The organism is Amycolatopsis sp. YIM 10 (assembly GCF_009429145.1).
GTDB lineage: Bacteria > Actinomycetota > Actinomycetes > Mycobacteriales > Pseudonocardiaceae > Amycolatopsis.
This window is the reverse complement of sequence record NZ_CP045480.1, coordinates 9394819-9420194: the sequence shown is the minus strand read 5'-3', so window position 1 is coordinate 9420194 and position 25376 is coordinate 9394819. Positions and strand designations below refer to the sequence as shown.

General features: G+C 71.6%; 21 protein-coding genes. 9 read left to right on the top strand and 12 right to left on the bottom strand.

Going from position 1 to position 25376, the window contains the following annotated elements; all coding sequences use genetic code 11:
* Nucleotides 1-33 precede the first annotated feature (33 nt).
* A complete protein-coding gene (locus tag YIM_RS43590; protein WP_194239944.1) occupies nt 34-429 on the bottom strand; it encodes a DUF5319 domain-containing protein in 396 nt (131 codons plus the stop codon).
* A gap of 105 nt (nt 430-534) precedes the next feature.
* Here YIM_RS43590 and guaB point away from each other — a divergent pair, with 105 nt between their 5' ends.
* The 5 genes from guaB (at nt 535) to YIM_RS43565 (ending at nt 6851) form a co-directional block, all read left to right on the top strand.
* Entirely contained in the window at nt 535-2043 is a 1509-nt protein-coding gene (gene guaB, locus YIM_RS43585) for an IMP dehydrogenase (protein ID WP_153035928.1), read from the top strand.
* Nucleotides 2043-2477 carry a hypothetical protein gene (locus tag YIM_RS43580; RefSeq protein ID WP_153035927.1) on the top strand — a complete coding sequence of 145 codons (435 nt, stop codon included), beginning with the start codon at nt 2043-2045 and terminating at the stop codon, nt 2475-2477. Before guaB ends, YIM_RS43580 begins: the two co-directional genes overlap by 1 nt.
* Before the next feature lie 75 nt (nt 2478-2552).
* Entirely contained in the window at nt 2553-3875 is a 1323-nt protein-coding gene (locus tag YIM_RS43575; protein ID WP_153035926.1) for a BNR-4 repeat-containing protein, read from the top strand.
* Between the two features lie 75 nt (nt 3876-3950).
* Complete coding sequence (locus tag YIM_RS43570) at nt 3951-5087, top strand: GuaB3 family IMP dehydrogenase-related protein (RefSeq protein ID WP_153037639.1); 1137 nt, start codon at nt 3951-3953, stop codon at nt 5085-5087.
* Nucleotides 5088-5147: 60 nt separating this feature from the next.
* Nucleotides 5148-6851 (top strand): GMC family oxidoreductase, encoded by a 1704-nt coding sequence (locus tag YIM_RS43565; protein ID WP_153035925.1) that lies wholly within the window; start codon nt 5148-5150, stop codon nt 6849-6851.
* Nucleotides 6852-6872: 21 nt separating this feature from the next.
* Here the strand turns inward: YIM_RS43565 and YIM_RS43560 are convergent, their stop codons facing one another.
* The 4 genes from YIM_RS43560 to YIM_RS43545 form a co-directional block, all read right to left on the bottom strand.
* The gene (locus tag YIM_RS43560) at nt 6873-9530 is read right to left on the bottom strand and encodes a CHAT domain-containing protein (RefSeq protein WP_228004384.1); all 2658 of its coding nucleotides are present in this window, start codon (nt 9528-9530) and stop codon (nt 6873-6875) included.
* Nucleotides 9531-9612: 82 nt separating this feature from the next.
* Nucleotides 9613-9915: a hypothetical protein gene (locus YIM_RS43555; protein WP_153035923.1), complete on the bottom strand. Its 303-nt coding sequence runs from the start codon at nt 9913-9915 to the stop codon at nt 9613-9615.
* 188 nt (nt 9916-10103) lie between these two features.
* Nucleotides 10104-11555 (bottom strand): aldehyde dehydrogenase family protein, encoded by a 1452-nt coding sequence (locus YIM_RS43550; protein WP_370468929.1) that lies wholly within the window; start codon nt 11553-11555, stop codon nt 10104-10106.
* A complete protein-coding gene (locus tag YIM_RS43545; protein ID WP_153035922.1) occupies nt 11552-12583 on the bottom strand; it encodes a zinc-dependent alcohol dehydrogenase family protein in 1032 nt (343 codons plus the stop codon). Before YIM_RS43545 ends, YIM_RS43550 begins: the two co-directional genes overlap by 4 nt.
* Before the next feature lie 63 nt (nt 12584-12646).
* Between YIM_RS43545 and guaA the strand changes: the two genes are divergently transcribed.
* Nucleotides 12647-14203 carry a glutamine-hydrolyzing GMP synthase gene (gene guaA / locus YIM_RS43540; protein WP_153035921.1) on the top strand — a complete coding sequence of 519 codons (1557 nt, stop codon included), beginning with the start codon at nt 12647-12649 and terminating at the stop codon, nt 14201-14203.
* Between the two features lie 48 nt (nt 14204-14251).
* Here guaA and YIM_RS43535 read toward each other — a convergent pair whose 3' ends face one another.
* Both YIM_RS43535 and YIM_RS43530 read right to left on the bottom strand, forming a co-directional pair.
* Nucleotides 14252-14479 carry a hypothetical protein gene (locus YIM_RS43535; protein WP_153035920.1) on the bottom strand — a complete coding sequence of 76 codons (228 nt, stop codon included), beginning with the start codon at nt 14477-14479 and terminating at the stop codon, nt 14252-14254.
* Nucleotides 14472-15740 carry a PspC domain-containing protein gene (locus tag YIM_RS43530; protein ID WP_153035919.1) on the bottom strand — a complete coding sequence of 423 codons (1269 nt, stop codon included), beginning with the start codon at nt 15738-15740 and terminating at the stop codon, nt 14472-14474. Before YIM_RS43530 ends, YIM_RS43535 begins: the two co-directional genes overlap by 8 nt.
* Before the next feature lie 128 nt (nt 15741-15868).
* On the opposite strand from YIM_RS43530, the gene YIM_RS43525 reads away from it, so the two are divergent.
* A complete protein-coding gene (locus tag YIM_RS43525; protein WP_153035918.1) occupies nt 15869-17230 on the top strand; it encodes an ATP-binding protein in 1362 nt (453 codons plus the stop codon).
* Entirely contained in the window at nt 17227-17895 is a 669-nt protein-coding gene (locus YIM_RS43520; protein WP_153035917.1) for a response regulator transcription factor, read from the top strand. The genes YIM_RS43525 and YIM_RS43520 overlap by 4 nt, the downstream gene beginning before the upstream one ends.
* Here YIM_RS43520 and YIM_RS43515 read toward each other — a convergent pair whose 3' ends face one another.
* On the bottom strand, nt 17896-18819 hold the full coding sequence (locus YIM_RS43515; protein ID WP_153035916.1) for a DMT family transporter: 924 nt from the start codon (nt 18817-18819) through the stop codon (nt 17896-17898).
* A gap of 100 nt (nt 18820-18919) precedes the next feature.
* On the opposite strand from YIM_RS43515, the gene YIM_RS43510 reads away from it, so the two are divergent.
* Nucleotides 18920-19828: a LysR family transcriptional regulator gene (locus YIM_RS43510; protein ID WP_153035915.1), complete on the top strand. Its 909-nt coding sequence runs from the start codon at nt 18920-18922 to the stop codon at nt 19826-19828.
* On the opposite strand, the gene YIM_RS43505 is transcribed toward YIM_RS43510, so the two are convergent.
* From YIM_RS43505 to YIM_RS43490, 4 genes are all read right to left on the bottom strand, one after another.
* Nucleotides 19806-20807, bottom strand: coding sequence for a serine/threonine-protein kinase (locus YIM_RS43505; protein WP_153035914.1), 1002 nt, complete (start codon nt 20805-20807; stop codon nt 19806-19808). The two genes, YIM_RS43510 and YIM_RS43505, sit on opposite strands and share 23 nt — an antisense overlap.
* 94 nt (nt 20808-20901) lie before the next feature.
* Nucleotides 20902-22449, bottom strand: a complete 1548-nt coding sequence (locus YIM_RS43500) for a serine/threonine-protein kinase (RefSeq protein WP_153035913.1) — start codon at nt 22447-22449, stop codon at nt 20902-20904.
* 191 nt (nt 22450-22640) lie between these two features.
* Nucleotides 22641-23495 carry a hypothetical protein gene (locus YIM_RS43495; RefSeq protein WP_153035912.1) on the bottom strand — a complete coding sequence of 285 codons (855 nt, stop codon included), beginning with the start codon at nt 23493-23495 and terminating at the stop codon, nt 22641-22643.
* A 153-nt stretch (nt 23496-23648) separates the two neighbouring features.
* Nucleotides 23649-25106, bottom strand: a complete 1458-nt coding sequence (locus YIM_RS43490) for a hypothetical protein (protein WP_153035911.1) — start codon at nt 25104-25106, stop codon at nt 23649-23651.
* Nucleotides 25107-25376 lie beyond the last annotated feature (270 nt).

Sequence of the window (25376 nt, the reverse complement as noted above, 5' to 3'; positions counted from 1 at the left end):
AGGCCAGCCTGGGGGCCTTTTTCGCGTCCTACCTCAGTAGGCGCTCTCGGTGGTCGTGACCCCGTCGGCGAACCCGCGGCAGTAGTCCCAGCTCACGTAGTCGGCCGGATTCGGGTCGAAGGCCGGCTCGTGCGGGCGCATGCGCCCGTCGTTGAGCAGCTGTTCCAGGCTGGCCCGGAGCAACTGCCAGTCGTGGTAGTGAGGCTGGTCGCATTCGCCGCAGTCCACGACGATGCCCCGCACTCCCCGTGGGGCGAGCAGGGCCTGGTACACGGCCAGATCGGACAGGTCGGCGAGCAGTTCGGTGCGCTCGTCTGCGGTGATCGGCTCGGTCACGTCGTCATCGATCCCGGCGACCTCCCTGGCGGGATCGTCCGGGTCGTCGGCGAACGGGTCTGGGGGCAACACGTCGTGCGGCACGCGCTGCACGGTACCGGGCGGGCCCCGGGGCGCGTCCAGATACCATCGGTTACTAGCGCGCCGAGTCGCTTTCGACCCACCCCTCACCCGCGCCAGGAAGGCCAACAGCCAGCCATGACCAGCGAGCACTCCGCCACCTTCCCGACCAAGTTCGCCATGCTCGGGCTGACCTTCGACGACGTGTTGCTGTTGCCAGCGGAGTCGGATGTGGTGCCGAGCTCGGTGGACACCTCGACCAGGCTCTCCCGCAACGTCAGCCTGCGCATCCCGCTGGTCTCCGCCGCGATGGACACGGTGACCGAGGCCAGGATGGCCATCGCGATGGCCCGCCAGGGCGGGATGGGCGTGCTCCAGCGCAACCTGCCGATCGACGAGCAGGCCGCCGCGGTCGAGGTGGTCAAGCGCTCCGAGGCGGGCATGGTGACCGATCCGGTGACCTGCTCCCCGGAGGACACCCTGGCCGAGGTGGACGCGCTGTGCGCCCGCTACCGCATCTCCGGGGTGCCGGTGACCGACGCCGCGGGCACCCTGGTGGGCATCATCACCAATCGCGACATGCGGTTCGAGGTGGACCACACCCGTCCGGTCAGCGAGGTGATGACCCGCACGCCGCTGGTCACCGCGCAGGTCGGGGTGACCGCAGACGCCGCGCTGGGGTTGCTGCGCCGCCACAAGATCGAGAAGCTGCCGATCGTGGACGGCGCGGGCAAGCTGCGCGGGCTGATCACGGTCAAGGACTTCGTCAAGACCGAGCAGTTCCCGAACGCCACCAAGGACACCGACGGCAGGCTGATCGTCGGCGCCGCGGTCGGTGTCGGCGCGGACGGGCACCAGCGCGCGATGGCGCTGGCCGACGCGGGCGTGGACGTGCTGATGGTGGACACCGCGCACGGGCACTCGCGGGCCGTGGTGGACACCGTGGCGCTGCTGAAGAAGGAACTCGGCGACACCGTCGACGTGGTCGGCGGCAACGTGGCCACCCGGGCCGGGGCGCAGGCGCTGGTCGAGGCGGGCGTGGACGGGGTGAAGGTCGGGGTCGGCCCCGGCTCGATCTGCACCACGCGCGTGGTGGCCGGGGTGGGTGTGCCGCAGATCTCGGCGATCTACGAGGCCGACCAGGCCTGCCGCCCGGCGGGCGTGCCGGTGATCGGCGACGGTGGCATCCAGTACTCCGGTGACATCGTCAAGGCGCTGGCCACCGGGGCGTCCACGGTCATGCTGGGCAGCCTGCTGGCCGGGACCGCCGAGGCGCCCGGTGACCTGATCCTGGTCAACGGCAAGCAGTTCAAGACCTACCGCGGTATGGGGTCGCTGGGCGCGATGCAGTCGCGTGGTGAGGCGAAGTCGTACTCGAAGGACCGCTACGCCCAGGACGACGTGCTCTCCGAGGACAAGCTGGTGCCCGAGGGCATCGAGGGCCGGATCCCGTTCCGCGGCCCGTTGTCCACCGTGGTGCACCAGCTCGTCGGCGGGCTGCGCTCGGGCATGGGGTACGCGGGTGCCCGCACCGTCGCCGAACTGCAGGAGGCGCAGCTGGTGCGGATCACCGCGGCCGGGCTGAAGGAGAGCCACCCGCACGACATCACGATGACCGTCGAGGCGCCGAACTACACGACTCGCTAGTGCGACTGGTCGCCGGTCTGCTGCTGGCCGGGCTGGTGGTCCTCGGTTGCGCGATCGGCATCGTGCTCACCGTGATCGACCTCCGGTCGCCCGAGCACGACGTGGCGGCGGTGGTGGTCACCGCCGTGCGGCCGGAGCCGTGTGCCCCGCCGTGCCGGTGGGATCGGACCGACGTGGTGGCCGCGACCGCCGACGGCCGGACGCTGGAGTTCGGCGTGAACGGCGCGACGCCGCCGGGACTCGTGGCCGGGGCACCGGTCACGGTCCGGGTGAGCGAATCGGGTGGCCGGCCGGTCGAAGTGCGCACCTCCGGTGGTTCGTTCGAGGCGATGGACCCGTCCGGGCTGAGCGGTCTGCCGTTGCTCGCGGGGCTGTCCGCGCTGCTGGTGGTGTCGCTGGTCGGTGCCTGGCACTGGTTGCGGATGCGGTCGTGATCGTGCTGGCGCCGGAACCGTCTCCGGTGCCAGGATGAGGTGCCCGCCGCCTGGGATGTTCCGGGAGGCATGGTCATGCGGCGACTGCTCCACCTCTTGCTGATCCCCGCCCTGCTGGCGGTGGCGGTGCCCGCGCAGGCGGCTCCGGCGTTCTCGGTGATGACCCCGGCGGACACGGTGGCCTCGCGCACCGACCGGCGGCCGCTGGCCGGCGGGGTGCACGATCCGGCCGCCGGGGTGACCTTCATCTCGTGGTCCGGGGTGAACGCGGACACCTACGTCCAGGCCTACGACCACCCGAGCGGCGCCTGGACCGCGCCGAAGCTGATCGCCGGCGGGGAGGCCGATCCGCACAACTATCCGACGATGGTGCTCGCCGACGACGGTCACCTGCTGATCTTCCGCGGCATGCACAACAGCCGGACCGTGCTGAGCCGGGCGCCCGCCCCGCATTCGCTGGACGGCGAGTGGACGCACACCGAGCTGCCGGAGGGCGACGCGGCGAGCTATCCGATGCCGGTGAAGACCGCACGCGGCACGCTGGTGGTGTTCTACCGCGAGACCACCCGCGAACTCGATCCGAGCGCGCCGACCGACTTCCGCCCGATGAAGTACCTGATCTCCCGGGACAACGGCCGGACGTGGAAGAACTCCGTGCAGTCGACCGGGCAGGAGTTCGCGTTCGGCTCGAAGGGCCGCGCGGACCACATGGACGAGGTCTACGTGGGACAGATGCGGTACGAGCCGGGTTCGTTCGGACGGCCGGAGCGTGTCCACATCGTCTACACGCTGGCCGGCGGTGGTCCGGACCAGCACGTGCACGACTACTACCACCGCAACATCTACTACGCCTGGTTCAACCCGGCGAGCCTGCGCTTCCACGCTGCCGACGGCCGCGACCTCGGCACGCGGATCGACGACGCGGACCAGGAGCGGTACCTGAAGGTGGCCGAGACGCCGCTGGAGCGCCCGGCCGGGCTGAAGTCGCCCGACTACATCCAGCAGGTCGGGTTCGGACCCGACGGCAAGCCGTTCGTGCTGTGGTTCCAGTTCGACGGCAACGGCATCCCGCTGGACCACGTGGCCAGGTGGACCGGGACGGCCTGGGAGCGCAAGCAGGTCGCGAGTGGACTGCGGACGCGCGAGATCGAACCCGCCGGGAACGGGAGCTGGCGCGTCTACGCCACGCGGGACGGGCTGCCGGACATCGAGAGCTACCTGCTGACCGGGTTGGATTGGCGCGCGGAGACGGTGATCCGCACACCGAAGCCGGTGCAGCGGGTCGAGGTGATCACCGGCTTCCGCGATCCGGCGCGCATCCTGGCCACCGGCGCGTCCAGCGCGCGGGAGGTGAGCGTGGCCGACGGCGACATCTACGTGGCTGGCAAGCCGAACTGACGCCCCCCGCGTGCCGTCCCCGAGCCTCCTAGACACAATGTGCGCTGGAACATCGTGTTCGAGAAGGGACGTCACGTGCGGGATCTGGTCGAGATCGGAATGGGCCGTACCGCTCGGCGGGCGTACGACCTGGACGACATCGAGATCGTGCCCTCGCGGCGCACCCGGTCGTCGAAGGTGGTCTCCACTGCCTGGAAGATCGACGCCTACCAGTTCGACCTGCCGCTGGTGACGCATCCGACGGACGCGATCGTCTCGCCGGGCACCGCGGTGGCCGTCGGCGAGCTGGGCGGGCTCGGCGTGATCAACGCCGAAGGGCTGTGGGCGCGCCAGCCGGACGTCGAAGAGGCGATGTTCCGGATCGTGCGCGCGGCCGAGGAGGGCGACGGCGATCCGACCGCGCTCACCCGCGTGCTGCAGGAGCTGCACTCCGCGCCGATCCGGCTCGACCTGATCTCCGAGGCGATCCGGACGGTGCGCGAGGCGGGCGTGACGGTGGCCGTGCGGGTCAGCCCGCAGCACGCCGCCGAGCTGACGCCGGACCTGCTCGCCGCCGGGGTGGAGATCCTGGTGGTCCAGGGCACGATCGTTTCCGCCGAGCACGTGGTGCGCGACGGCGACCCGCTGAACCTCAAGCAGTTCATCTCCGACCTCGACGTGCCGGTGATCGCCGGTGGCGTCGGCGACTACCGGACCGCGATGCACCTGATGCGCACCGGCGCGGCGGGCGTGATCGTCGGGCACGGCGCCAGCCCCGGCGTGACCAGCACGGACCGCGTGCTCGGCATCGGCGTGCCGATGGCGACCGCGATCATCGACGCGGCGGCGGCGCGGCGCGACTACCTCGACGAGACCGGTGGCCGGTACGTGCACGTGCTCGCCGACGGCGGCATCAACGTCTCCGGGGACATTGCCAAGGCGATCGCCTGCGGTGCGGACGCGGTCATGCTGGGTGCGCCGCTGGCGGCCGCGTCGGAGGCGCCCGGGCAGGGCCTCTACTGGACGGCGGCGGCCGCGCACCCGTCGCTGCCGCGCTCGCGCGTGACGGCCGGTCCGGACTACGCGGTGGACCTGAAGACGCTGCTGTTCGGGCCGTCTTCGGACGCCGAGGGCGTGATCAACCTGTTCGGCGCGCTGCGGCGGGCGATGGCCAAGACCGGCTACTCCGACCTGAAGGAGTTCCAGAAGGTCGGGCTGACCATCCGGCGCTGACCTAACCCGCCGGTAACTTACTGGTAGTCAGCAAGCGGCTCGCGGGTTATGGTTTTACCTGTGACTGCTCGTAACACCACCACGGACTACGACGTCGTAGTGGTCGGCTCCGGGTTCGGCGGCAGCGTCGCCGCGCTCCGGCTGACCGAAAAGGGCTACCGGGTCGCGGTGATCGAGGCGGGCCGCCGCTTCGCCGACGACGAGTTCGCGAAGACCTCATGGGACGTGCGGCGCTACCTGTGGGCGCCGCAGCTCGGGTGCTTCGGCATCCAGCGCATCCACCTGCTCAAGGACGTGATGGTGCTGGCGGGCGCCGGCGTCGGCGGCGGGTCGCTGGTCTACGCGAACACGCTGTACCGGCCGCTCAAGCCGTTCTACAACGACCGGCAGTGGGCGCACATCACCGACTGGGAGGCCGAACTCGGCCCGCACTACGACCAGGCGAGCCGGATGCTGGGCGTGGTGACGAACCCGACGGTCACGCCGTCCGACGAGGTGATGCAGAAGGTCGCCGCGGACCTCGGTGTCGCGGAGTCGTACCACCCGACGCCGGTCGGGGTGTACTTCGGCGAGCCGGGCAAGCGGGTCGCCGATCCGTACTTCGGCGGGGCGGGCCCGGCGCGGACCGGCTGCACCGAATGCGGTTCGTGCATGACCGGTTGTCGTGTCGGCGCGAAGAACACGCTGGTCAAGAACTACCTGTACCTGGCGGAGCGGGCCGGGGCGAAGGTGATCCCGCTGACCACGGTGACCGGGCTGCGCGAGCGGGCGGACGGTTCGTTCGAGGTCGACCTGCGCAAGACCGGGAAGACCTCGCCGCGGTTCCGGACCACGGTGACCGCGGGCAGGGTGGTGCTCGCCGCCGGGACCTGGGGCACGCAGAACCTGCTGCACCGGATGAAGGACACCGGCGCGCTGCCGCGGCTGTCGGCCAGGCTGGGCGAGCTGACCAGGACCAACTCCGAGGCGATCATCGGGGCCGGGCGGCCGACGGTGGACCCGGCGCACGACTACACGCGCGGGGTGGCGATCACCTCGTCGATCCACCCGGACGAGATCACGCACATCGAGCCGGTGCGCTACGGCAAGGGCAGCAACGCGATGAGCCTGCTGCAGACCATCGCCACCGACGGCGCCTCGCCGGTGCCGCGGTGGCGGCAGGCGGTGCGGTTCCTGGTCCGGCACCCGATCCAGTCGGCGAAGCTGCTCAACGGGTACCGGTGGAGCGAGCGCACGGTGATCCTGCTGGTGATGCAGAGCCTGGACAACTCGATCACCACCTACACCAAGCGCGGGTTGTTCGGGCGGCGGAAGTACACCTCGAAGCAGGGGCACGGCGAGCCGAACCCGTCGTTCATCGCGGCCGGGCACGAGGCGAACCTGCGCACCGCCGAGCACATCGACGGCATCGCGGGCGGCACCTGGGGCGAGGTGTTCGACATCCCGCTGACCGCGCACTTCATCGGCGGCGCCCCGATCGGCACGGACGCCGCGTCGGGTGTGATCGACCCGTACCACCGGGTCTTCGGCCACCCCGGTTTGTCCGTTGTGGACGGTTCGGCGATCACCGCGAACCTCGGCGTGAACCCGTCGCTGACGATCACCGCGCAGGCCGAGCGGGCCATGTCGTTCTGGCCGAACAAGGGCGAGGCGGACCCGCGCCCGGCCCAGTCCGCCGGTTACCGGCGCCTGGCTCCGGTGGCCCCGAAGAACCCGGCTGTTCCGGCTGAGGCGCCGGGCGGGCTGCGCCTGCCGCTCGTCTGAGCGGAGTCCTTGCTCACCTGGTCAGGGGCCGTCGCCGGAGCCCAGGCAGACGAAGGGGCGGCGCAGCGGGTCGACGCCGACGGCGTCGGCGAGGGCGGTGGCCGGTGGGACGTTGGCGGCCAGCGCGCGGTGGTAGTCGTCCATCGCGGCGGCGGCCGGGTGGTCGCCGACCCGGCTGGCCGCGGCGACCACGGTGTGCGTGCCGCTCGCCAGCAGCGCGCCGGCGAAGCCGAGTGCCTCGTCGCCCGGTCTGATCAGGTTCAGCGCGAGTTCGCAGGCGGCCAGCACCACCTGGCGCGGTGGCCTTCGCAGCGCGGCCACCTCGTGCGCGAACAACGCGCCGTCGGCCAGTTCGAGTTTCGAGAACAACGCGTTGTCCGGCTCGTGTGAACCGTGTGCGGCGATGTGCGCGAGGTCCACACCGTCCAGTGCGTCGAGGACCGTGCGCACGTCGGCGCGGTCGGCGGCGAACTGCGTGGCGTGCCGGTGGTGCGCCGCCAGCTTGTCGATCTCACCGGTCGCCGCCAGCAGGTTGGGCCCGCGCACCAGCACCGTGCCCGACGCCTCCGGCTCCGGCTTCGACGCGGCCAGCCACGCGGTCGCCGACGGGGCCACCACGATCGGCCGGTACCGCAGCGAGCCGAGCACGTTCCACGGCACCGCGTACAGCGCCCCGGTCGGCACCAGCACCGCCTCGCGATCACCGAGCACGTCCAGCAGCGGCCGCATCAGCTGCGCGTCGAGCAGGTCGGCGTCCTTGCGCGCCGACGCCGAGATCGCCTGCAGCAGCGGTTCCGCCAGGTGGTCCGGCGCCATCGCGTTCAGGTCGGCGTGCAGCCGCCGCGTCCGCTCGGCGGCCTCGCGCGCCGATCCCAGCCGGACGATCCGCACCCGGCCGTCGTGCACGACCACCGCGAGCAGCTTGTCGCCGGAGGCCGCGAAGCTGATCAGCACCCGGTTGCCGAGCCTGCTCGTCACGTCCTCGACGGTGGCGACCGGTCGCGGCCGTCCCCAGCGGGTCGCCGCGTGCCAGCCGAGCCGCGTCGCCGCATGCCGCAGTTCGTTGTAACGCGACTGCAGCCCGGCGACCGGCCTGCCGTCCAGTTTGGCCTCACGCAGCGCGTGCCCGACGTGGCGAATTTCCGCGATGGACTCGACCAGCTGCGTGTTCTCCAGCCCGGAAACCTGCTCGTAGCGGTACATCTGCGCCCGCGTGCGTTCCAGCCAGTTGAACAGCTGACGTGCCTCGGTGGCCGACTCGCCGCCGTCGAGCACCAGCCGCATCGCCAGATCGCCGAGTTCCTGGCCGTGCAGCGCGGTGCCGGAGACCAGTTCCAGTCCGCCCATGCGGTCGCGTGCCTGCCCCAGTTCGGCCAGCCCGGCGCGTGCCTGCGCGAACGCCTTGCGCCGGTTTCCCTGCGCGGCCGCCAGTTCCGCCTTGCACAGGCGCAACAGCATGCGGTGTTCGAGCGGGGTGTGTGGTTTCGGGCGCGGCACCCGGCGCAGCAGCTCGCCGGCCTCGCCGACCCGGCCGCGACGCACTTCCAGTTGCGCGGCAAGGGTTCTCGCCAGCGCGGCGTCCTCACCGAGGCGCAGTTCGGACAGTCGCCCGGCGAGCTGCCCCGCGGTGGACACCAGTGCGGCGGGCACCCGTCCACTGGACAGCGCGCGCATCGTGTGCACCCGGAGGCCGAGCAGTTCGGCGACGGTCGCCCAGCCTTCGGTGCCGCGCCGCCGCATCCGGCGCTGCGCCGATCCCGCGAGCTGTTGCGCGGTGGGCAGATCACCTTCGAGCAGCGCCGCGGCGGCACGGAACAACTCGGCTTCCCCGAGGTCCTGGCCGACCCGCTGGCGGCGCATCTGCGGCAGCACCTCGTCCAGGTGCCGTCCGGCCTCCACCGCCAGCCCGGCACCGAGCAGTGCCTGCGCCTGGTCGATCCGGAGCCGGTAGAGCATGTCCGGGCCGAGTTCGAGATAGGCGCGCTCGGCCTCGCCGTAGTGGTGCAGCGCCTGCGGCAGCCGGCCGAGCCGCTTCTCCAGGTCGCCCAGCATGTGCTGGAGGTAGGCGCTCTTCTGCGGGAAGTCGTATTCCGCGGCCAGCTCGCTCGCGTAGTCCAGGTCCTGCCTGGCTTCGGCGAGCCTGCCGAGGGTGACGAAGGTGAGACCGCGGTTGCTCGCCGACGCGACCAGCGCCTCGGTCAGCCGCTCCCGGTCGTCGGTGGCCTCGGCGACCAGACGGCGGCGGTGCGCGATGGCCGACTCCATCAGCGGCAGGCTGGCCTCGTCGAAGCCGGCTCTGGAGAGCATGGTGCCGTGGATGTGGTCCATGAAGCCGCGGAGTTCGGTTTGGACCGGGCCTTCGGGCAGTTCGGCGAGCCGGGGGCGCACCGCGTCGAGGCGGGCGAGTCCGTCGGCGACCGTGCCGAACTCGGCTTCGGAGTAGGCGAGCCGGATCCACAGCTCGATGTGCAGGGCGAGCCAGCGTGAATCGGCTTCGTCGGAGATCGTTTCCAGCAGGGCGAGACCGCGCCGGAACAGGCGCATTCCCTCTCGCTCACGGCCGGCGTGCCGGATCCGCACGGCCGTTTCGTGCAGTTCGGCGACCTGGTCCAGTACCGCTTCGCGGGCACGGGGACGCCGGTGCCGCCGGGTCGCTCCGGAATCGTTGGGGGCGGCCACCCGACTATCAGACCACATGAGGACGCTGGACGAAGTCCGCCGGGCGGGGGGATCCCGCCCGGCGGAAGCTACGGCGATCGTCTCAGGAGACGGGAACGCTGGTGTTGCGCGGACCCTGGGTGGTCGGATCGGTGCTCGTGTTGCGCGGGCCGTCCGGGTCGGTGTCCGTGCTGGTGTTCCGCGGGCCCTGCGTGGTCGGATCGGTGGCGGTGTTGCGCGGGCCCTGCGTGGTCGGGTCGGTGCTGGTGTTCCGGGGACCCTGGGTCGTCGGGTCGGTGCTGGTGTTGCGCGGACCCTGGGTCGTCGGGTCGGTGGCGGTGTTGCGCGGACCGTCCGGCGTGGTGTCGTCCGACTCCGGGGCCAGCTCCTCCGTGGGCGTGCTCATGTTCGTTTCCTCCCTCGTGAATGCGCCGGTACCGGCGCAACCAACCTTTTCCGAACGCCGCAAGCTGTTGACCAAGATGCGACGCTGGGTGTCCGGATCCGGTTCCCCCCAAGGAACCTTGGCTGAAGGTACCGCACGAATGGAGGTATGGGAATTACTATATGCGCTTACCGTTTTCTGTATTAGTCCTAAAGGGTGACCCCGGTCAGTACGGTCACCTTCTCCTCGGTCAGGTCCGCCATCGCCGCGGGCACCCCTTCACGACCCCGTCCCGAGCCCTTGACCCCGCCGTACGGCATCTGGTCCGCGCGGTAGGACGGCACGTCGCCGATGATCACCCCGCCGGCTTCCAACTCGGCGGAAGCGCGGAAAGCGAGCCCGACATCGCGGGTGAAAACTCCTGCCTGGAGCCCGTATCGAGAATCGTTCACCGCCTCGAACGCGGCGTCGGCGGAATCCACCACGGAAATCGCGAGCACCGGGCCGAACACCTCCTCCGCCCAGACCTTCGCATCCACCGGAACGTCGGTCAGCAAGGTCGGTTCGACGGTCGCGCCGTCCCGCCCGCCACCGGCGAGCACCCGCGCACCGCGCTCGACCGCTTCACCGATCCAGGTAACGATTCGCTCCGCGGCCGCCTCGTCGACCACCGGGCCGACCTCGACCTCGGTGTCGTACGGATCGCCCGTGCGCAGCGCGCGCACCGCGTCGGTCAGCGCGGGCACGAACTCGTCGGCGACGGCCCGTTCGACGATCACCCGCTGCACCGCGATGCACGACTGGCCGGCCTGGTAGTTGCCGAAGGTGGCGATGCGCCGCGCGGCCCCGGCGAGGTCCGGCCAGTCGGCCAGCACCACGGCCGCCGCGTTGCCGCCGAGTTCGAGCACCACGTGCTTGCGCGCGGCCGCGTCGGCGATCGACCAGCCGACCGGACCGGAGCCGGTGAACGACACCACCGGCAGCCGTGGATCGGCCACCAGCGCGGAGGTTTCGGCATTTCCCAGTGGCAGTACGGAAAACGCGCCGTCCGGCAGATCCGTCTCGGCCAGGATCTCGCCGAGGATCAAGGCGGACAACGGGGTTCGCGGCGCCGGCTTCACGATGATCGGCGCGCCGACCGCGAGCGCCGGGGCGACCTTGTGCGCCACCAGGTTGAGCGGGAAGTTGAACGGCGCGATGCCCAGCACCGGCCCGCGCGGGACGCGCCGGACGAGCGCCAGCCTGCCCTCGCCGCCTTCGTCGGTGTCCAGCCGCTGCAACTGCCCGTCGAACCGGCGGGCCTCCTCCGCGGCGATCCGGAACACCGAGATCGCCCGCCGCACCTCGACTTCCGACCACTTCAGCGGCTTGCCGTTCTCCGCGGTGATCACCTCGGCGATCTCCTCGGCGCGTTCGGCGAGCGCGCGCGAGACGTGGTCGAGCACCGCGGCGTGCTGGTGCGCCGGGCGGCGGCGGAACTCGCGGGCGACCGAGGCCGCCATCGCCACCGCGCGCTCGACCTGTTCCGGGCCGGGCACCGCGACCGTGGCGACTTCGAGACCGTCGAAGGGGTGCGTGACCTCCATCGTGCTCGCGCCCTGTTCGGGCAGCCCGGCGATCCAGGCGGGGCGGGGTTCCGGGGTGAAGGCTTCCTCGTTCACGCGACCAGCACCTTCAGCGCCTTGCGGTCGGCCATCGCCTGGTATCCGGCGGGGACCTCGTCCAATGGCATGGTCACGTCGAACACCTTGCCCGGTTCGACGCGGCCTTCGAGCACGTCCGGCAGCAGCTGCTCGATGTAGTTGCGCGCGGGGGCGACGCCGCCGGTGATGGTGATGTTGTTGCCGAACACGTACCGCCCGATCGGACCGTCGGAGTACTGCGGCACGCCGACCCGGCTGACCCGGCCGCCGGGGCGCACCACGCCGATGCCGGTCTCGAAGGCGGGTTTGGTGCCGACGCATTCGAGCACGGCGTGCGTGCCCGCGCCGCCGGTCAGCTCGCGGACCTCGGCGATGCCCTCCTCACCGCGGGCGGCGACCACGTCGGTGGCGCCGAACTCGCGGCCGAGGTCGGTCCGGTCGCGGTGGCGGCCCATCAGCACGATGCGCTCGGCACCGAGCCGCCTCGCGGCCAGCACCGCGCACAGGCCGACCGCGCCGTCGCCGATCACCGTCACCGTTGTGCGTTCGCTCACGCCCGCGGTGACCGCGGCGTGGTGGCCGGTGGCGAACACGTCGGACAGGGTCAGCAGCGAGGGGAGCAACGCCGTGTCCTCCGCTACCGGCAGCTTGACCAGCGTCCCGTCCGCCAGCGGCACGCGGACCGCCTCGCCCTGCCCGCCGTCGACCCCGCGAACGCCCCAGTTGCCGCCGTTGCGGCAGGAGGTGTGCAGGCCCGCGCGGCAGAACTCGCAGGTGCCGTCCGAGTAGACGAACGGCGCCACCACCAGGTCACCGGCCTTGACCGTGGTGACCTCGGCACCGGCGTCTTCGACCACGCCGAGGAACTCGTGCCCGATCCGCTGCCCCTGCTCGGTGGCCTCGCGACTGGCGTATGGCCACAGGTCACTGCCGCAGACGCACGACCGGAGCACCCGCACCACCGCGTCCGACGGCGCGCGGAGCACCGGGTCCGGCACGTCCTCCACGCGCACGTCCCCCGCTCCGTAGATCAGCGTGGCTCGCATCCCCGTCCTTTCCTCGAAGTCATCACCTGCGACGATAGTGCGCGAGGAGAAGGAGGTCGGCGAGTGAACAGCAGCACCGGGCCGGTGCTCGTGGTGGACTTCGGGGCGCAGTACGCGCAGCTGATCGCGCGGCGCGTCCGCGAGGCCCAGGTCTACTCCGAGGTGGTACCGCACACCGCCGCAGTCGACGAGCTGCTGGCGAAGAACCCGTCCGCGATCATCCTTTCGGGTGGACCGTCCAGTGTGTACGAAGAGGGCGCGCCCGCGATGGACCCGGCGCTGGTCGAGGCGGGCGTGCCGGTCTTCGGCATCTGCTACGGCTTCCAGCTGCTGGCCAGGGCGCTCGGCGGCACCGTGGAGGCGACCGGGGCGCGCGAGTACGGCCGCACCGAGGTCAAGGTCAGCGGTGACGGCGGGGTCCTGCACGACGAACTGCCCGCGCGGCACCCCGCGTGGATGAGCCACGGCGACAGCGTGACCAAGGCACCCGAAGGCGCGGTGGTCACCGCGACCTCCGACGGTGCGCCGGTGGCCGGTTTCGAGGACACCGAGCGCCGGATCGCCGGCGTGCAGTACCACCCCGAGGTCGGGCACTCCCCGCACGGGCAGGAGGTGCTGCGCCGGTTCCTGCACGAGATCGCCGGTATCCGTCCACAGTGGACCACCGCGTCCATTGTGGAGGAGCAGATCGCCGCGATCTCCGCGCAGGTCGGTGACGGCAGGGCGATCTGCGGGCTGTCCGGCGGGGTGGACTCGGCGGTGGCCGCCACCCTGGTGCAGCGCGCCATCGGCGACCGGCTCACCTGTGTTTTTGTCGACCACGGCCTGCTTCGCGCGGGCGAGCGCACCCAGGTGGAGCGGGACTTCGTCGCGGCGACCGGGGTCAACCTGGTCACCGTGGACGCGCGCGAGCGGTTCATGGACGCGCTCGCCGGCGTCACCGATCCCGAGCAGAAGCGCAAGATCATCGGGCGCGAGTTCATCCGCGTGTTCGAGCAGGCCGAGCGCGATCTCAAGGCGGAGGGCGACTACCGGTTCCTGGTGCAGGGCACGCTCTACCCGGACGTGGTCGAGTCCGGCGGCGGCGCGGGCACCTCGAACATCAAGAGCCACCACAACGTCGGCGGCCTGCCCGACGACCTGGCCTTCGAACTGGTGGAACCGCTGCGGCTGCTGTTCAAGGACGAGGTGCGCCGGGTCGGGCTCGAACTGGGCCTGCCGGAGACGATCGTGCACCGGCAGCCGTTCCCCGGGCCGGGGCTGGGCATCCGGATCATCGGCGAGGTCACCCCGGACCGGCTGGCCACGCTGCGCGCCGCCGACGCGATCGCGCGCGAGGAGCTGACCGCGGCCGGCATGGACCGCGACATCTGGCAGTGCCCGGTGGTGCTGCTGGCCGACGTGCGCAGCGTCGGCGTGCAGGGCGACGGCCGGACCTACGGGCACCCGGTGGTGCTGCGGCCGGTGTCCAGCGAGGACGCGATGACCGCGGACTGGACCCGCCTGCCGTACGAGGTGCTGGAGCGCATCTCCACCCGGATCACCAACGAGGTGGCCGAGGTGAACCGCGTGGTGCTGGACGTGACCAGCAAGCCGCCCGGCACGATCGAGTGGGAATAAGCAGAAGGGCCCCGGAAGCATCCGGGGCCCTTTCGCTTTTGAGTGGGGCTATCGGTTCTTCTTGCCGCTGAACGAAGCGCCGAGCAGCAGCAGCCCGATCAGCACCGCCGCCCCGGCGACCAGCCAGCGCGGGTCGAAGCCGGGCAGCGGCAGCGCGCCGTCGGTGAGCACGTAGGCGCTGGCGCCGAGCGTGGCGATGCCGAGCAGCAGGGTGAACACGTCGAGCCGGCGGGCCGGCTTCACCGGGTTCGTTTCGTAGTCGGTTTCCTCAGCCACGGCGCACCTCCACGCTGCCGGTCGAAGTGGTCACGGTCAGGTCGTACTGCGGGCCGCCGACCCCGTCGGTGCCGCTGTCGACCACCGAGATCGGCGCGTTGCCGAGGCCGCTGTGCTCGCGGCCGAGGCACTCGATGTCGCCGACCGAGCTTTCACAGGTGACCCGCACGTCCGCGTCCTCCGGCACGGTCACCGTCGAGCTGCCGAACGTGGTGCGCACGGTGGTCTTCACCGGGGTGCCGGCGGGCAGCTGGGTCAGGTCGAGATCGATGTCGCCGGCGGTCTGCTCGTAGACCGGGCGCACCTCGGCGGCCGTGCGCGGCGTCGCGTCGATGCTGCCGACCCCGCCGCCGACCGCGTGGAACGGCACCGCGGTCATCGCCACCCCGGCGATGGACAGCGGCACGGCCAGCCCGATCAGGCCGCGGCCGCCGCCGGTGAGCGAGCCGGCGACCATGCCGATCCCGAGCACACCGAGCGTCACGCCGATGATGTGCGCCGGGGTGAACCACGGCACCCCGGTGATGCCGAGCGTGGTCAGCACCCCGGCGGTGACCAGTGCCACCGCGAAGGTCGCCTTGCCGACCGCGGACGAGCGGCGCCGCGGGACCGGCGGCGGCGGGGGCTCGTCGGCGAGCACCGGCGCCGGATGGGGATCGGGCAGATCCCAGGCGAACGGCGCCGCGCCGAGCGGGTCCCACTGCGGGGGCGCGTCGGTGCTGCTGGACACGGTGGTACCTCCGTCGGTCATGGTGAATCCCGCGTCGTGGCCGGGAGCCGGCGGCACGGCGGGACGGTTGAACTGGCCGCGACTGCGGTGCAGCAGGTACAGCGCGAGCAGGATCAGGCCGAGGCCGAAGAACCCGCCGCCGTCGAACCAGTTGCCGGCGAACGACCAGGGGATGAGGAAGAACAGGGAGCAGGCCAGCACCACGGTCAAGCCCGGGTTCATCGACGTCCGGCCGCGGCCGATCAGCCCTTCGATCGGGGCGACCTCGTCGTGCTCGTCGGCGAAGAGCAGCCAGCCGACCACGTACAGGCCGATGCCGATGCCGCCGAACACGGTCGCGGCGACGAGCGCCACCCGCACCACCACCGGGTCGATGCCGTAGCGGTTGCCGATCGCCGCCGCCACACCCGCGACCTTGCGCCCCTGCTTCGGGCGGCGCGGGCGGCTCGCCCAGAAGTCCTTGACCGTTTCTTCGAAACCGTTGAGCACCGGCTTCGAAGTGTCCGGCGGCTGCGTCGATGTCCCACTCATGCCATCGAGAATGCGGTCTGACCCCGTCCCGGCACATCCGGGATGTCCCCTGAACTTGCTCAGGGGCGGCGGGACCCGGGTCCACCTCGGGGGTTTCCCTGATGATTCGGGTGCGTGGCCGTGTGACCATGGGTCACGTGCCAGAACAGCTCCAGCAATCCACTCCGGCCGCGCCGCCCGATGCGGAGACCGCGGTGATCCCGGCCCCGCGCTCGGCGGTCGGGGACGCGGGCCCGCCGAAGATGTACCGGCGGCGGTCCGGGCGCGCGGTGGCCGGTGTGGCCGGCGGCCTCGCCGACCACCTCGGCGTGCGCGTGCTCTGGGTGCGGATGGCCTTCGCGCTGCTCGGCGGCCTCGGCGGGGTCGGCATGTTCGCCTACGGCCTGCTCTGGGTGTTCGTCCCGCAGAACGCCAAGGAGGAGAAGAAGGAGGGCACCGCCAAGGACCGCCAGCAGGCGTTCGGGCTGATCGCGCTCGGTGTCGGCCTGACCGTGGCCGGGGGCGCGCTGAGCGGGTTGTTCAGCGGCTGGGTGGCCGCGCCGCTGACGGTCGCGCTGATCGGCGCGGCGGTGGTCTGGCGCGAGGCCGACGAGTCGCAGCGCCGCCGCTGGCGCACCGGTGCCAAGACGGGGGTCGTCGGCACGCTGTCCGGGGCGGGCGGCTGGTCGGCGGCGATCCGCATCCTGGCCGGGGCGGCGCTGGTGATGACCGGCGTCGGTGTGGTGCTGCTCCGCTCGGGGAGCATGGAGCAGATCCAGTTCGCGCTGCTCGCGGTGCTGGCCACGCTGATCGGGGTGGCGGTGCTGACCGTGCCGTTCTGGGTCCGGCTGGTCCGTGACCTCGGGGAGGAGCGGCGGGCCCGCATCCGCACCGAGGAACGCGCCGAGATCGCCGCGCACCTGCACGACTCGGTGTTGCAGACGCTGGCGCTGATCCAGAAGCAGTCGGGGGACCCGCGCGAGGTGGCGCGGCTGGCCAGGGGACAGGAACGCCAGCTGCGCAGCTGGCTCTACGGGCCGTCGGGGTACGGGGACAAGGAGAAGTCGGGGTCGGAGGGGCTCGGGCAGGCGGGTCAGTCGGGGGCACGGCTGTCGCGCCTGTCGGAGGCCATCGCGACCGCGTGCGGGGAGGTGGAGGACAGCTTCGCGATCTCGGTCCAGCAGGTGGTGGTCGGGGAGGCCGAGCTGGACGAGCCGCTGACCGCGCTGGTGCAGGCCGCGCGGGAGGCCATCGTCAACGCGGCCAAGCACGCCGGGGTGGACGAGGTCAGCGTGTACGCCGAGGTGGAGCCGACGGCGGTCACCGTGTTCGTGCGCGATCGGGGGAAGGGATTCGACCAGGACGCGGTTCCGGACGACCGGCATGGCCTCGCCGACTCGATCCGGGGGAGGATGGAGCGCAACGGCGGCAAGTGCCGTGTGCGCACCGCCCCTGGCGAGGGCACCGAGGTGCAGTTGGAGATGCCGCTCAAGGTTGGGAAGGTCGCGTGACGGACGAAGCGAAGAAGCCGGTTTCGGTGTTCCTGGTGGACGACCACGCTTTGTTCCGCGCGGGGGTGCGGGCCGAGCTGGAGTCGATCACCGAGGAGGTGCGGGTGGTCGGCGAGGCGGGGTCCGTCGCCGAGGCGGCGGCGGGGATCGCGCGCACCCGCCCGCAGGTGGTGCTGCTCGACGTGCACATGCCCGACGGCGGCGGGGCCGAGGTGCTGCGCCGGATCCGGCCGGAGCTGCCGGACGTGGTGTTCCTGGCGCTGTCGGTGTCGGACGCGGCCGAGGACGTGATCGCGGTGATCCGGGCGGGGGCCCGGGGGTACGTCACCAAGACGATCTCGTCGAAGGAGCTGGTCCGCGCGGTGGTCCGGGTCTCCGACGGGGACGCGGTGTTCTCACCGCGACTGGCCGGCTTTGTGCTCGACGCCTTCGCCGACCGGCCCGGCTCGGCGCCCATCAGCGACCCCGAGCTGGACCTGCTGACCCCGCGCGAGCGGGACGTGCTGCGCCTGCTCGCGCGGGGGTACGCCTACAAGGAGATCGCGTCGGAGCTGTTCATCTCGGTGAAGACGGTGGAGACCCACGTGTCCAGCGTCCTGCGGAAGACCCAGCTGTCCAACCGCTACGAGCTGTCCCGCTGGGCCTCCGACCGCCGCCTCGTCTAGCTACTTCGCTGGGGCCGGTTCCACCGGGATCGGCTCCGGTTCGAGGTTCACCGCGCGCTTTCGCACCCTGGTCAGCGCGACCCCGGCGAGCACGATCACCATGCCGGCCAGCACCCGCAGGTCCAGCTGCTCGCTGAGGAACAGGCTGCCCAGCAGCACCGACACCACCGGCAGCAGGTAACCCACGGTCGACGCCGCCACCGCGCCCTCGGTCTCCAGCAGCCGGTAGTTCATCGCGAAGGCGATCCCGGTGGAGAACACACCGAGCACCGCCACCGCGACGAAGGCACCGAGGTCGAAGTGCACCGGCGTGGTGCCGCCGACCGGCATCGCCAGCAGGATGAACCCACTGGCCAGCAGCATCTGCGTCCCGGCGAGCACGATCGGCGACGACCCGCTGCGCGAGAGGTGCCGCTCCTCGTAGACGAACACAAAACCGTAGCTGGCCGACGCCGCGAGGCAGGCCAGCGCGCCCCAGCTGAGCAGGCCGGACGCCTGCCACGGCGCGAAGATCAGCGCGGTGCCCGCCAGGCCGAGCACCAGTCCGGCGCCCTTGGCCAGGCCCAGCTTGCGCTCCATGCCCCAGAGCACCGCGACCAGCAGCGCCCACAGCGGCGTGGTGGCGTTGATCACGCCGGTGATGCCGGAGTCCACCGTCTGCTCGCCGATCGCGAAGAGCAGGAACGGCAGCGCGCAGTGGAACAGCCCGGCCACGGCCAGGTGGAACCACAGCCGCCGGTCGGACGGCAGCCGGTGGCGGTTGAGCAGGCAGAGCAGCAACAGCACACCGGCGCCGAGCACCAGCCTGGCGAGCACGAGCTGCACCGGCGAGAACGCGTGCAGCCCGAGTTTGATCCAGAAGAAGCTCGACCCCCACATGAGTGCGAGCGCGCCCATCCGCATCAGGGTCTTCGTTTCGGTCACCCCAGCCTCCCTCAGTACGGCTCCAGCCTTGCCAGGTCGAGAGGTAAGGACAAGCGAAATCTTCTGCAGTGATCTGTTAGCAGAACTGTAAGATCGGGCCATGCTCGACTTCCGGCGCATGCAGGTGCTGAACGCGGTGATCACCAGCGGTTCGATCTCCGCGGCGGCCCGCACGCTCGGTTACACGCCGTCGGCGCTGAGCCAGCAACTGTCCACCCTGGAACGCGAGGCGGGCACGCCCCTGCTCGAACGCGCCGGCCGCGGCGTGCGCCCCACCCCGGCGGGCCGCCTGCTCGCCGAACACGCCGAAGTGCTGGGCCACCAGCTTCTGCGGGCAGAAGCAGCTTTGGCCGAGCTGAAGGACGGGCGGACAGGGAGCCTGTCCATCCGGTACTTCGCCACCGCCGGCGCCGCGCTGGTGCCGCCCGCGGTGGCCGCCGTGCGCCGCGACTTTCCCGGGGTCCGGCTCAGCCTGAAGCTGACCGAGCCGGAGGACCCGCTGCCCGCGGTCGAGTCCGGGGAGACCGACTTCGCCATCGTCGTGATGCCGCGACAGGGGCGCCCGGCGAAGAACGTGGACCTGTTCCCGCTGCTCGAGGACCCGTACCGGGCGGTGCTGCCGAGGTCGCACCCGCTGGCCTCGAAGGAGGTGATCGAGCTGGCCGATCTCGGCGGCGAGCCGTGGGTAGGCATCGAACCGCTCGGGCCCTGCCTCGACATCCTGCTCGGCGCCTGCGCCGAAGCCGGGTTCACGCCGGAGTTCGTGGTCGAGTCCGAGGACTACGCCACCGCGCAGGGCTTCGTCGCGGCCGGGCTCGGCGTGATGCTGATCCCCGAGCTGGGCCTTGGTTCACCGAATCCCGGCGTGGTGGTGCGCCCGGTCGTCCGGCCGGACATCGTGCGCTGCATCCAGGCCGCGGTCGCCTCGCACGCGCGTGACCTGCCGGTGGTCCGCCACCTGGTCGACGGCCTGCGCGCGGCTTCGGTCAGAGCAGGAACAGCTCGGTGAACGCGATCCCCATCGCCACCGCGAAGAAGATGGCCAGCGCCATCACCACCCAGCGGCGGATCTGATCCCCGGACGGGGCCGAGCGCTGCGCCTGCTGCGGCACCGGGGCCATCTCGCCGATGCGGGTCTGCTGGTGCGGCGGGATCGGTGGCGGGCCGTGCTGGGACGGCGGCGGCGTGGTCACCTCGGGCAGCGCGGTCGCGGTCGGCGGGATGAACGCCGTCTGCCTGCCGTCGGTGATCGCCTTGAGCGAGGTGATGATGTCGGAGACGGTCGGCCGGGTGACCGGGTCCGCGCGCAGCATCTTCGACAGCGCGCCGGAGAGCACCCCGGTGTGGTTGGGCTGCACCTGCGGACCGGCGCCGTCCGGGCCCATCGGCGGCACGCCCTCGACCGCGGCGAACAGGGTGGCGCCCAGCGAGTACGCGTCGGACGCGGTCGTCGGCGTCTCCCCGCGCCGCACCTCGGGTGAGAGGTACGCCGGGTCGAGCCAGCCGGAGATGCCGATGTCGGTCAGCTTGACGCCGCCGTCGTCGGCGAGCAGCACGTTGCTCGGCTGCAGGCCGCGGTGCGGGATGCCGGCGGCGTGCGCGGCGATCAGCGCCGAACCCAGCTGCACGCCGAGAAAGGCGGCCTGCTCGGCGGTGAGCCTGCCGTACTCGGACAGGAAGTCGACCATGTTGCGCGAGGGCACGTACTCCATCGCCAGCCACACGTCGGCGCCGTCGCGGACCACGTCGTGCACGGTGATCGCGCAGGCGTGCGAAATCCGCGTGGCGTCGTGACCCTGCTGCACGGCCACCGCGCGGGCACGCTCGGCCTGCTGCGGGTCGAGCCCTGGGGGCAGGTAGAGCCGTTTCGCGGCCACGTTGCGGTGCAGGCGCGTGTCGTACGCCATCCAGACGATTCCTGCTCGTCCGCGCCCGATCGGCTGGTCCAGCCGGTACCGGCCGCCGATGAGCGCGCCCTGAGAACTCAATCAACTACCTCTGTCACGCCAACGGTCCGGGGTTCTGGCCATCCACAGTAACCGGTGATCGACTGCCACCGCGCCACAGCGAGCGTGAGCCTGCCTACCCGTTGCCGCCGCTGGGCGGCGGTCCGCTCGGTTCCGTCGACGGTTCCTGCGGCGTGGACTTCGTCGGCTTCGGGGAGGACTTGGTCGGCGTCGGCGTGTCCTTGGTCGGGGTGTTGTCCTTGGGCGGAGCCGAAGACGTCTGCTTCGGCGGCTCCGGACGCGTCGAGGACTCCTCCTCGGCACTCGACTCCACGACCGAGCTTTCCGTGCTCGACGGCGCGCTCGAACTGGGCGCGGGCGGCGGCGCGATCGGATCGGCGTCGCCCGCCTTGTTGTCACCGGGCAGGAAGATCCACACGCCCAGCGCCACCAGCGCGACCAGCACGATGCCACCGATCGCGGCCGGCTTCTTCCACGCGCCGCGACGGTCGTCGACCGGCGCCGGCGCGCCCTGCGGTGCGGGCTGGTAGTCGTAGTCGTCGTCGCTGTTGTTCGGGTACGGCTGCGGGGCCGGCGCGACCGTGGTGGCGGCCGCGGCGCGGAACTGGTCGCTGTCGTAGTCCTCGTCGGGGTAACCCTCGGCGGGCGCGTACCCCTCGTCCGGGCGGTCGTCGTAGAAACCACCGGCGGCCGGGGTGTCCGAGAGCGTGCCGGAGTAACCGCCGGACATCTCGTCGGGCTCCGGCAGGGTCTGCGTGCCCAGCGCACCGGCCATCGCGCCGGCACCGAGCGCCGCCGCCGGGGCGGCCAGCGCCTCGGTCGGGCCACCGAGCGGGGTCTCCCCGCGGGCGACCGCGTCCAGCAGGTCCTGGCACTCCGCGGCGGTCGGCCGGTGGTCGACCTCGGGGTGCAGCATCACCGCGAGCACGCTGGCCATCGGCCCGGACTGCCGCGGCGGGTTGATCTGACCGGCGGCGACCGCGTGCAGCAGGCTCAGCGTGTTCTCGCTCAGCCCGAACGGCGGCTGGCCCTCGCAGGCCGCGTACAGCGTCGAACCCAGCGAGAACACGTCCGACTCGGGACCGGGATCACCGCCGATGGCCACTTCGGGCGCCAGGTAGGCGGGGGTACCGGCGATCATGCCGGTCTTGGTCACCGTGACGTCGTCCTTGGCCCGCGAGATGCCGAAGTCGGTGATCTTCACGTGGCCGTTGCCCGCGATCAGGATGTTGCCCGGCTTGATGTCGCGGTGCACGATGCCGACCGCGTGCGCTTCCTTGAGCGCCTCCGCGATCTGCGCGCCGATCCGCGCCACCTCCATCGGCGGCAGCGTTTTGTGCTCGTGGAGCACCTGCGCCAGGCTGGTGGAGTTCAGGTACTCCATGATCAGGCACGGCTGGCCGTTGTCGTCGGTGACGACGTCGAACACGGTGATCGCGTTCGGGTGGTGCAGCCGCGCGGCGATCCGGCCTTCGCGCATGGTGCGCTGCCTGGCGTCCTCGGCTTCGTGCCCGTCCAGGCCCGGCTGCAGCAGCAGTTGCTTGATCGCGACCGTGCGCGCCAGCACCTCGTCGTGCGCTTGCCAGACGGCGCCCATCGCGCCGGTGCCGATCCGCTGGACGATGCGATACCGGCCGGCGACCAGGCGACCCTCGTCGCTCACGCGACCTCCTTCTGGTGCTCCGCGGGCCTGACGGTGGAACTAGTGCCCGCTGAAGCGTATGCACAGGGGGACGATCTGTGGGCCGGGTTTGCCGAGACCGTCTCGTGACTAAGGCTAGGGCGTTAACTCTGCGCACACGCAGGCGGCACCCAGCGCGTGGGTGGGCCTGGTCACGACGAGCGGCGCAGAGCCTAGGAAGTGTGCTGGGCGGAAAGCAAGCGGGCCTCGGAGATCAATCCGCCGTCGACCCCGCTGAACCACAGCTGCTGGGTGATCCGCAGCTGCCGCCCGTCGTCGCCGAACATGGTGACCACCGCGAGCACCGAGCCGTCCGCCTGCTCGCGCACGTTTTCCACGTGCACCGAGTCCATCGCGGTCCACGCGCGCACGAGATCGCCCGGCTGCTGCCCGGCCAGCGTGCCGGTGAGCATCGACAGCGCGCCGCCGGGATCGACGTCCACCTGCCGGTAGAACCGCTCGACCAGTTCGCGCTTGCTCACCGGGGTGCTGGTCGACGTGCCTGCCGCCGGTGACACGGTCCCGGGCACCACCTGGGCCGCGGTGGTGTCCCCGGTCGAGGTGGTGGTCTGGCCGGTGGACGTGGTTTCCGAGGTCGCGGGCAGCGTCGGACCGGTGAGTGCCTGCCCGCGCGGCGCCGGAATGGCGAACCCGCCGAGCGCGGCCGCGCCGGTGATCCCGGCCTCCGCCGGCTGCACCGTCCCGACCGAATGCTCCGGCGGCCGGTCGCGCAGCATGGCCGCCGCGGCGATCGAGCCGGTCAGCAGGGCCGCCGCGCCCAGCAGGCCGAACAGCTTGGACCGGCGGGCGAACCGGCTTTCCGGCTCGTGCGGTGGGGCCTCCGGCGGTCTCGGCGGGCGCTCCGGCACCGGGTCGGGGACCGGTTCGGGCAGGAACCGCTCCGGCGCGGCGAACACTTCCTCGAGGTGCGCGCGGTCGACCAGTGGGTCGGCCAGCATCTCCGGCGGGACGACGTCCTCCACCCGGGTCCTGGCCGGCTCCTGCTGGATACCGGTTGTCTCGTGCACGCCTCCAGGTAACCGAACGAGCACGGCCCGGAGCCACCCTCGATCGCCGGATAGTCCCTGCGGCACGACGAACGGCAGTCAACGCCACCCACATAGCCCAATCACGGGCCGTTCGGCGCTAGGCCGAACGGCCCAGCGTTTCCGCGGTAACGCTCAGCGCCCGTCGTTGGTGATCTTGTCGTTCTCGCTGAAGACCAGGGTGCGCTGCTCGGTGCTCTTGCTGCCGTCGGTGTGGGTCACTTCGACGGTGTTCACCGTGACCCCGTCGTTCGGGTCCACGTAGATGTGCTTGACCTCGAAGTACGCCACGTCGGAGTAGCTCTCCCGCAGGCCGGAGGCGCCTTCCTGCTGCAGCTCGCCCTCGGTCAGCGCGGCGGCCGAGCCGGGGTCCTCGGTGACGGTGTTGAAGAACTTCTCCGAGTGATCGGCCATCGTCTTCGGGTCGTTGCTGGTCCAATAGCGCTGCTTCTCGAACTCGCGCTTGGCCGGCTTCGAGGGCGGTTTTTGCAGTTCGGGCTGGGGTTTGCTGCTGTCCGGCTGCCCGCTGCCCGGCCCGGTCGGCGAGGTGGTCGGGCGCCCGCCGCCCACCGAGGACGGCGCGTCACCGGTGCTGGTGCCGGGCCTGCCGCCGGAGGTCGGCAGGTCGCTGCCGGGCAGGGAGGGGTCCGTGGTGCCCGTGTCGTCCGTCGCGGGCGGTTCGTTGCTGGTGCCGGTGCCCGTGCCGTCACCGGGCAAGGGCAGATCGCCCTGGACCAGCGGGTGGCCACCGCCGCCGTTCTCGCCGAGCCAGCCGTTGATCGCGCGGGACTCGCTCGCCGGTGGCTGGCCGACCAGGAACGAACCGGCGCACAGCATGGCGACCACCACGCCACCGGAGGAGGCGGCGGCGAACCAGGCGGCCTTGCGCCAGGTCCGCGGCGGGGTGACCGAGGCGGGCACCGAGCCGAGGTCGAAGGTGCTCAGCCCGTCCACCGGCGGCGCGAGATAGATGCGGGCCTCGTCTTCGGCGTCCTCCTCCTCGGGCGCGGGAGGCGTGGGCGGGGTCAGCGTGACCTTGGTGCGGCGAACCGGCCCGGTGACGTCGGCTGTGTTGGCGGTGGGTGGACGCTGTTCACCACGCTGGCTCGGCAACACCGGCGGCGCGAGAGGCGCGGTGTCCGCGAGATCCGCTTGGTCGACATGGCCTTCAACCTCGCCGCGGTCGCCGAACCCGCCGCGCTCGCCGTGGTTACCGAACTCGCCGCGGTCGGCGAAGTCGCTGAAGTCGCCGCTGTCGCCGAAGGCGGTGCGCGCACCGGGATAAGCGCCGCCGCCGAAGTCGGGGCGGGCGCCTGAGTAAGCGCCGCCGCCCTGGTCAGCGCGGGTGCCAAGCTCGGCGCGAGCGCCGAAGTCGGCGTAGTCGGCGCGGGCGGAAATCGGCAGCTCGCCGCGGGAGGCGTGGAAGCCGGGATCGGTGCGCTGAACGGGCGGCTCGAGCGTTCCGGTGCCGCCGTAGGCGCGGTGCGAGTGGTGTCCCTGCGCGTGCGGGACGGCCGGGGTCCAGGTGCCCGAGCCGCGGCGGTGACGGCCGTGCCCGGTACCGGTGCCGGTGGAGTCGATCCTGCCGTTCATGCTGGGTGGACCTCCCCTCCCTGCCGTGCTGACGGTGGTCTTACCCGGTTCAACCCGATCGGAGCAGTTGCACATTCGGTGCTGCCGAGCATTTGCACATCACATCTGCACGAGCATCCGGCTGTGCACATGCGAGACCACCGGCCTCGCATGCCCGAACTGACACGCGGGTCCTCTCGAAGAACAGAGTAGAAGGCCGCGGGCGAGAACGCGCCATCGAATCTGCAACTTGCAGAAAATTCACTCCGACGGGCGCGCCGGCCGGGTGGC

Excerpts from the sequence above, each read along its gene's own strand:
- guaB (WP_153035928.1), top strand. The coding sequence starts at position 535 with ATGACCAGCGAGCACTCCGCCACCTTCCCGACCAAGTTCGCCATGCTC.
- YIM_RS43575 (WP_153035926.1), top strand. The coding sequence starts at position 2,553 with ATGCGGCGACTGCTCCACCTCTTGCTGATCCCCGCCCTGCTGGCGGTG.
- YIM_RS43555 (WP_153035923.1), bottom strand. The coding sequence starts at position 9,915 with ATGAGCACGCCCACGGAGGAGCTGGCCCCGGAGTCGGACGACACCACG.
- YIM_RS43545 (WP_153035922.1), bottom strand. The coding sequence starts at position 12,583 with ATGCGAGCCACGCTGATCTACGGAGCGGGGGACGTGCGCGTGGAGGAC.
- YIM_RS43530 (WP_153035919.1), bottom strand. The coding sequence starts at position 15,740 with ATGAGTGGGACATCGACGCAGCCGCCGGACACTTCGAAGCCGGTGCTC.
- YIM_RS43525 (WP_153035918.1), top strand. The coding sequence starts at position 15,869 with ATGGGTCACGTGCCAGAACAGCTCCAGCAATCCACTCCGGCCGCGCCG.
- YIM_RS43510 (WP_153035915.1), top strand. The coding sequence starts at position 18,920 with ATGCTCGACTTCCGGCGCATGCAGGTGCTGAACGCGGTGATCACCAGC.
- YIM_RS43490 (WP_153035911.1), bottom strand. The coding sequence starts at position 25,106 with ATGAACGGCAGGATCGACTCCACCGGCACCGGTACCGGGCACGGCCGT.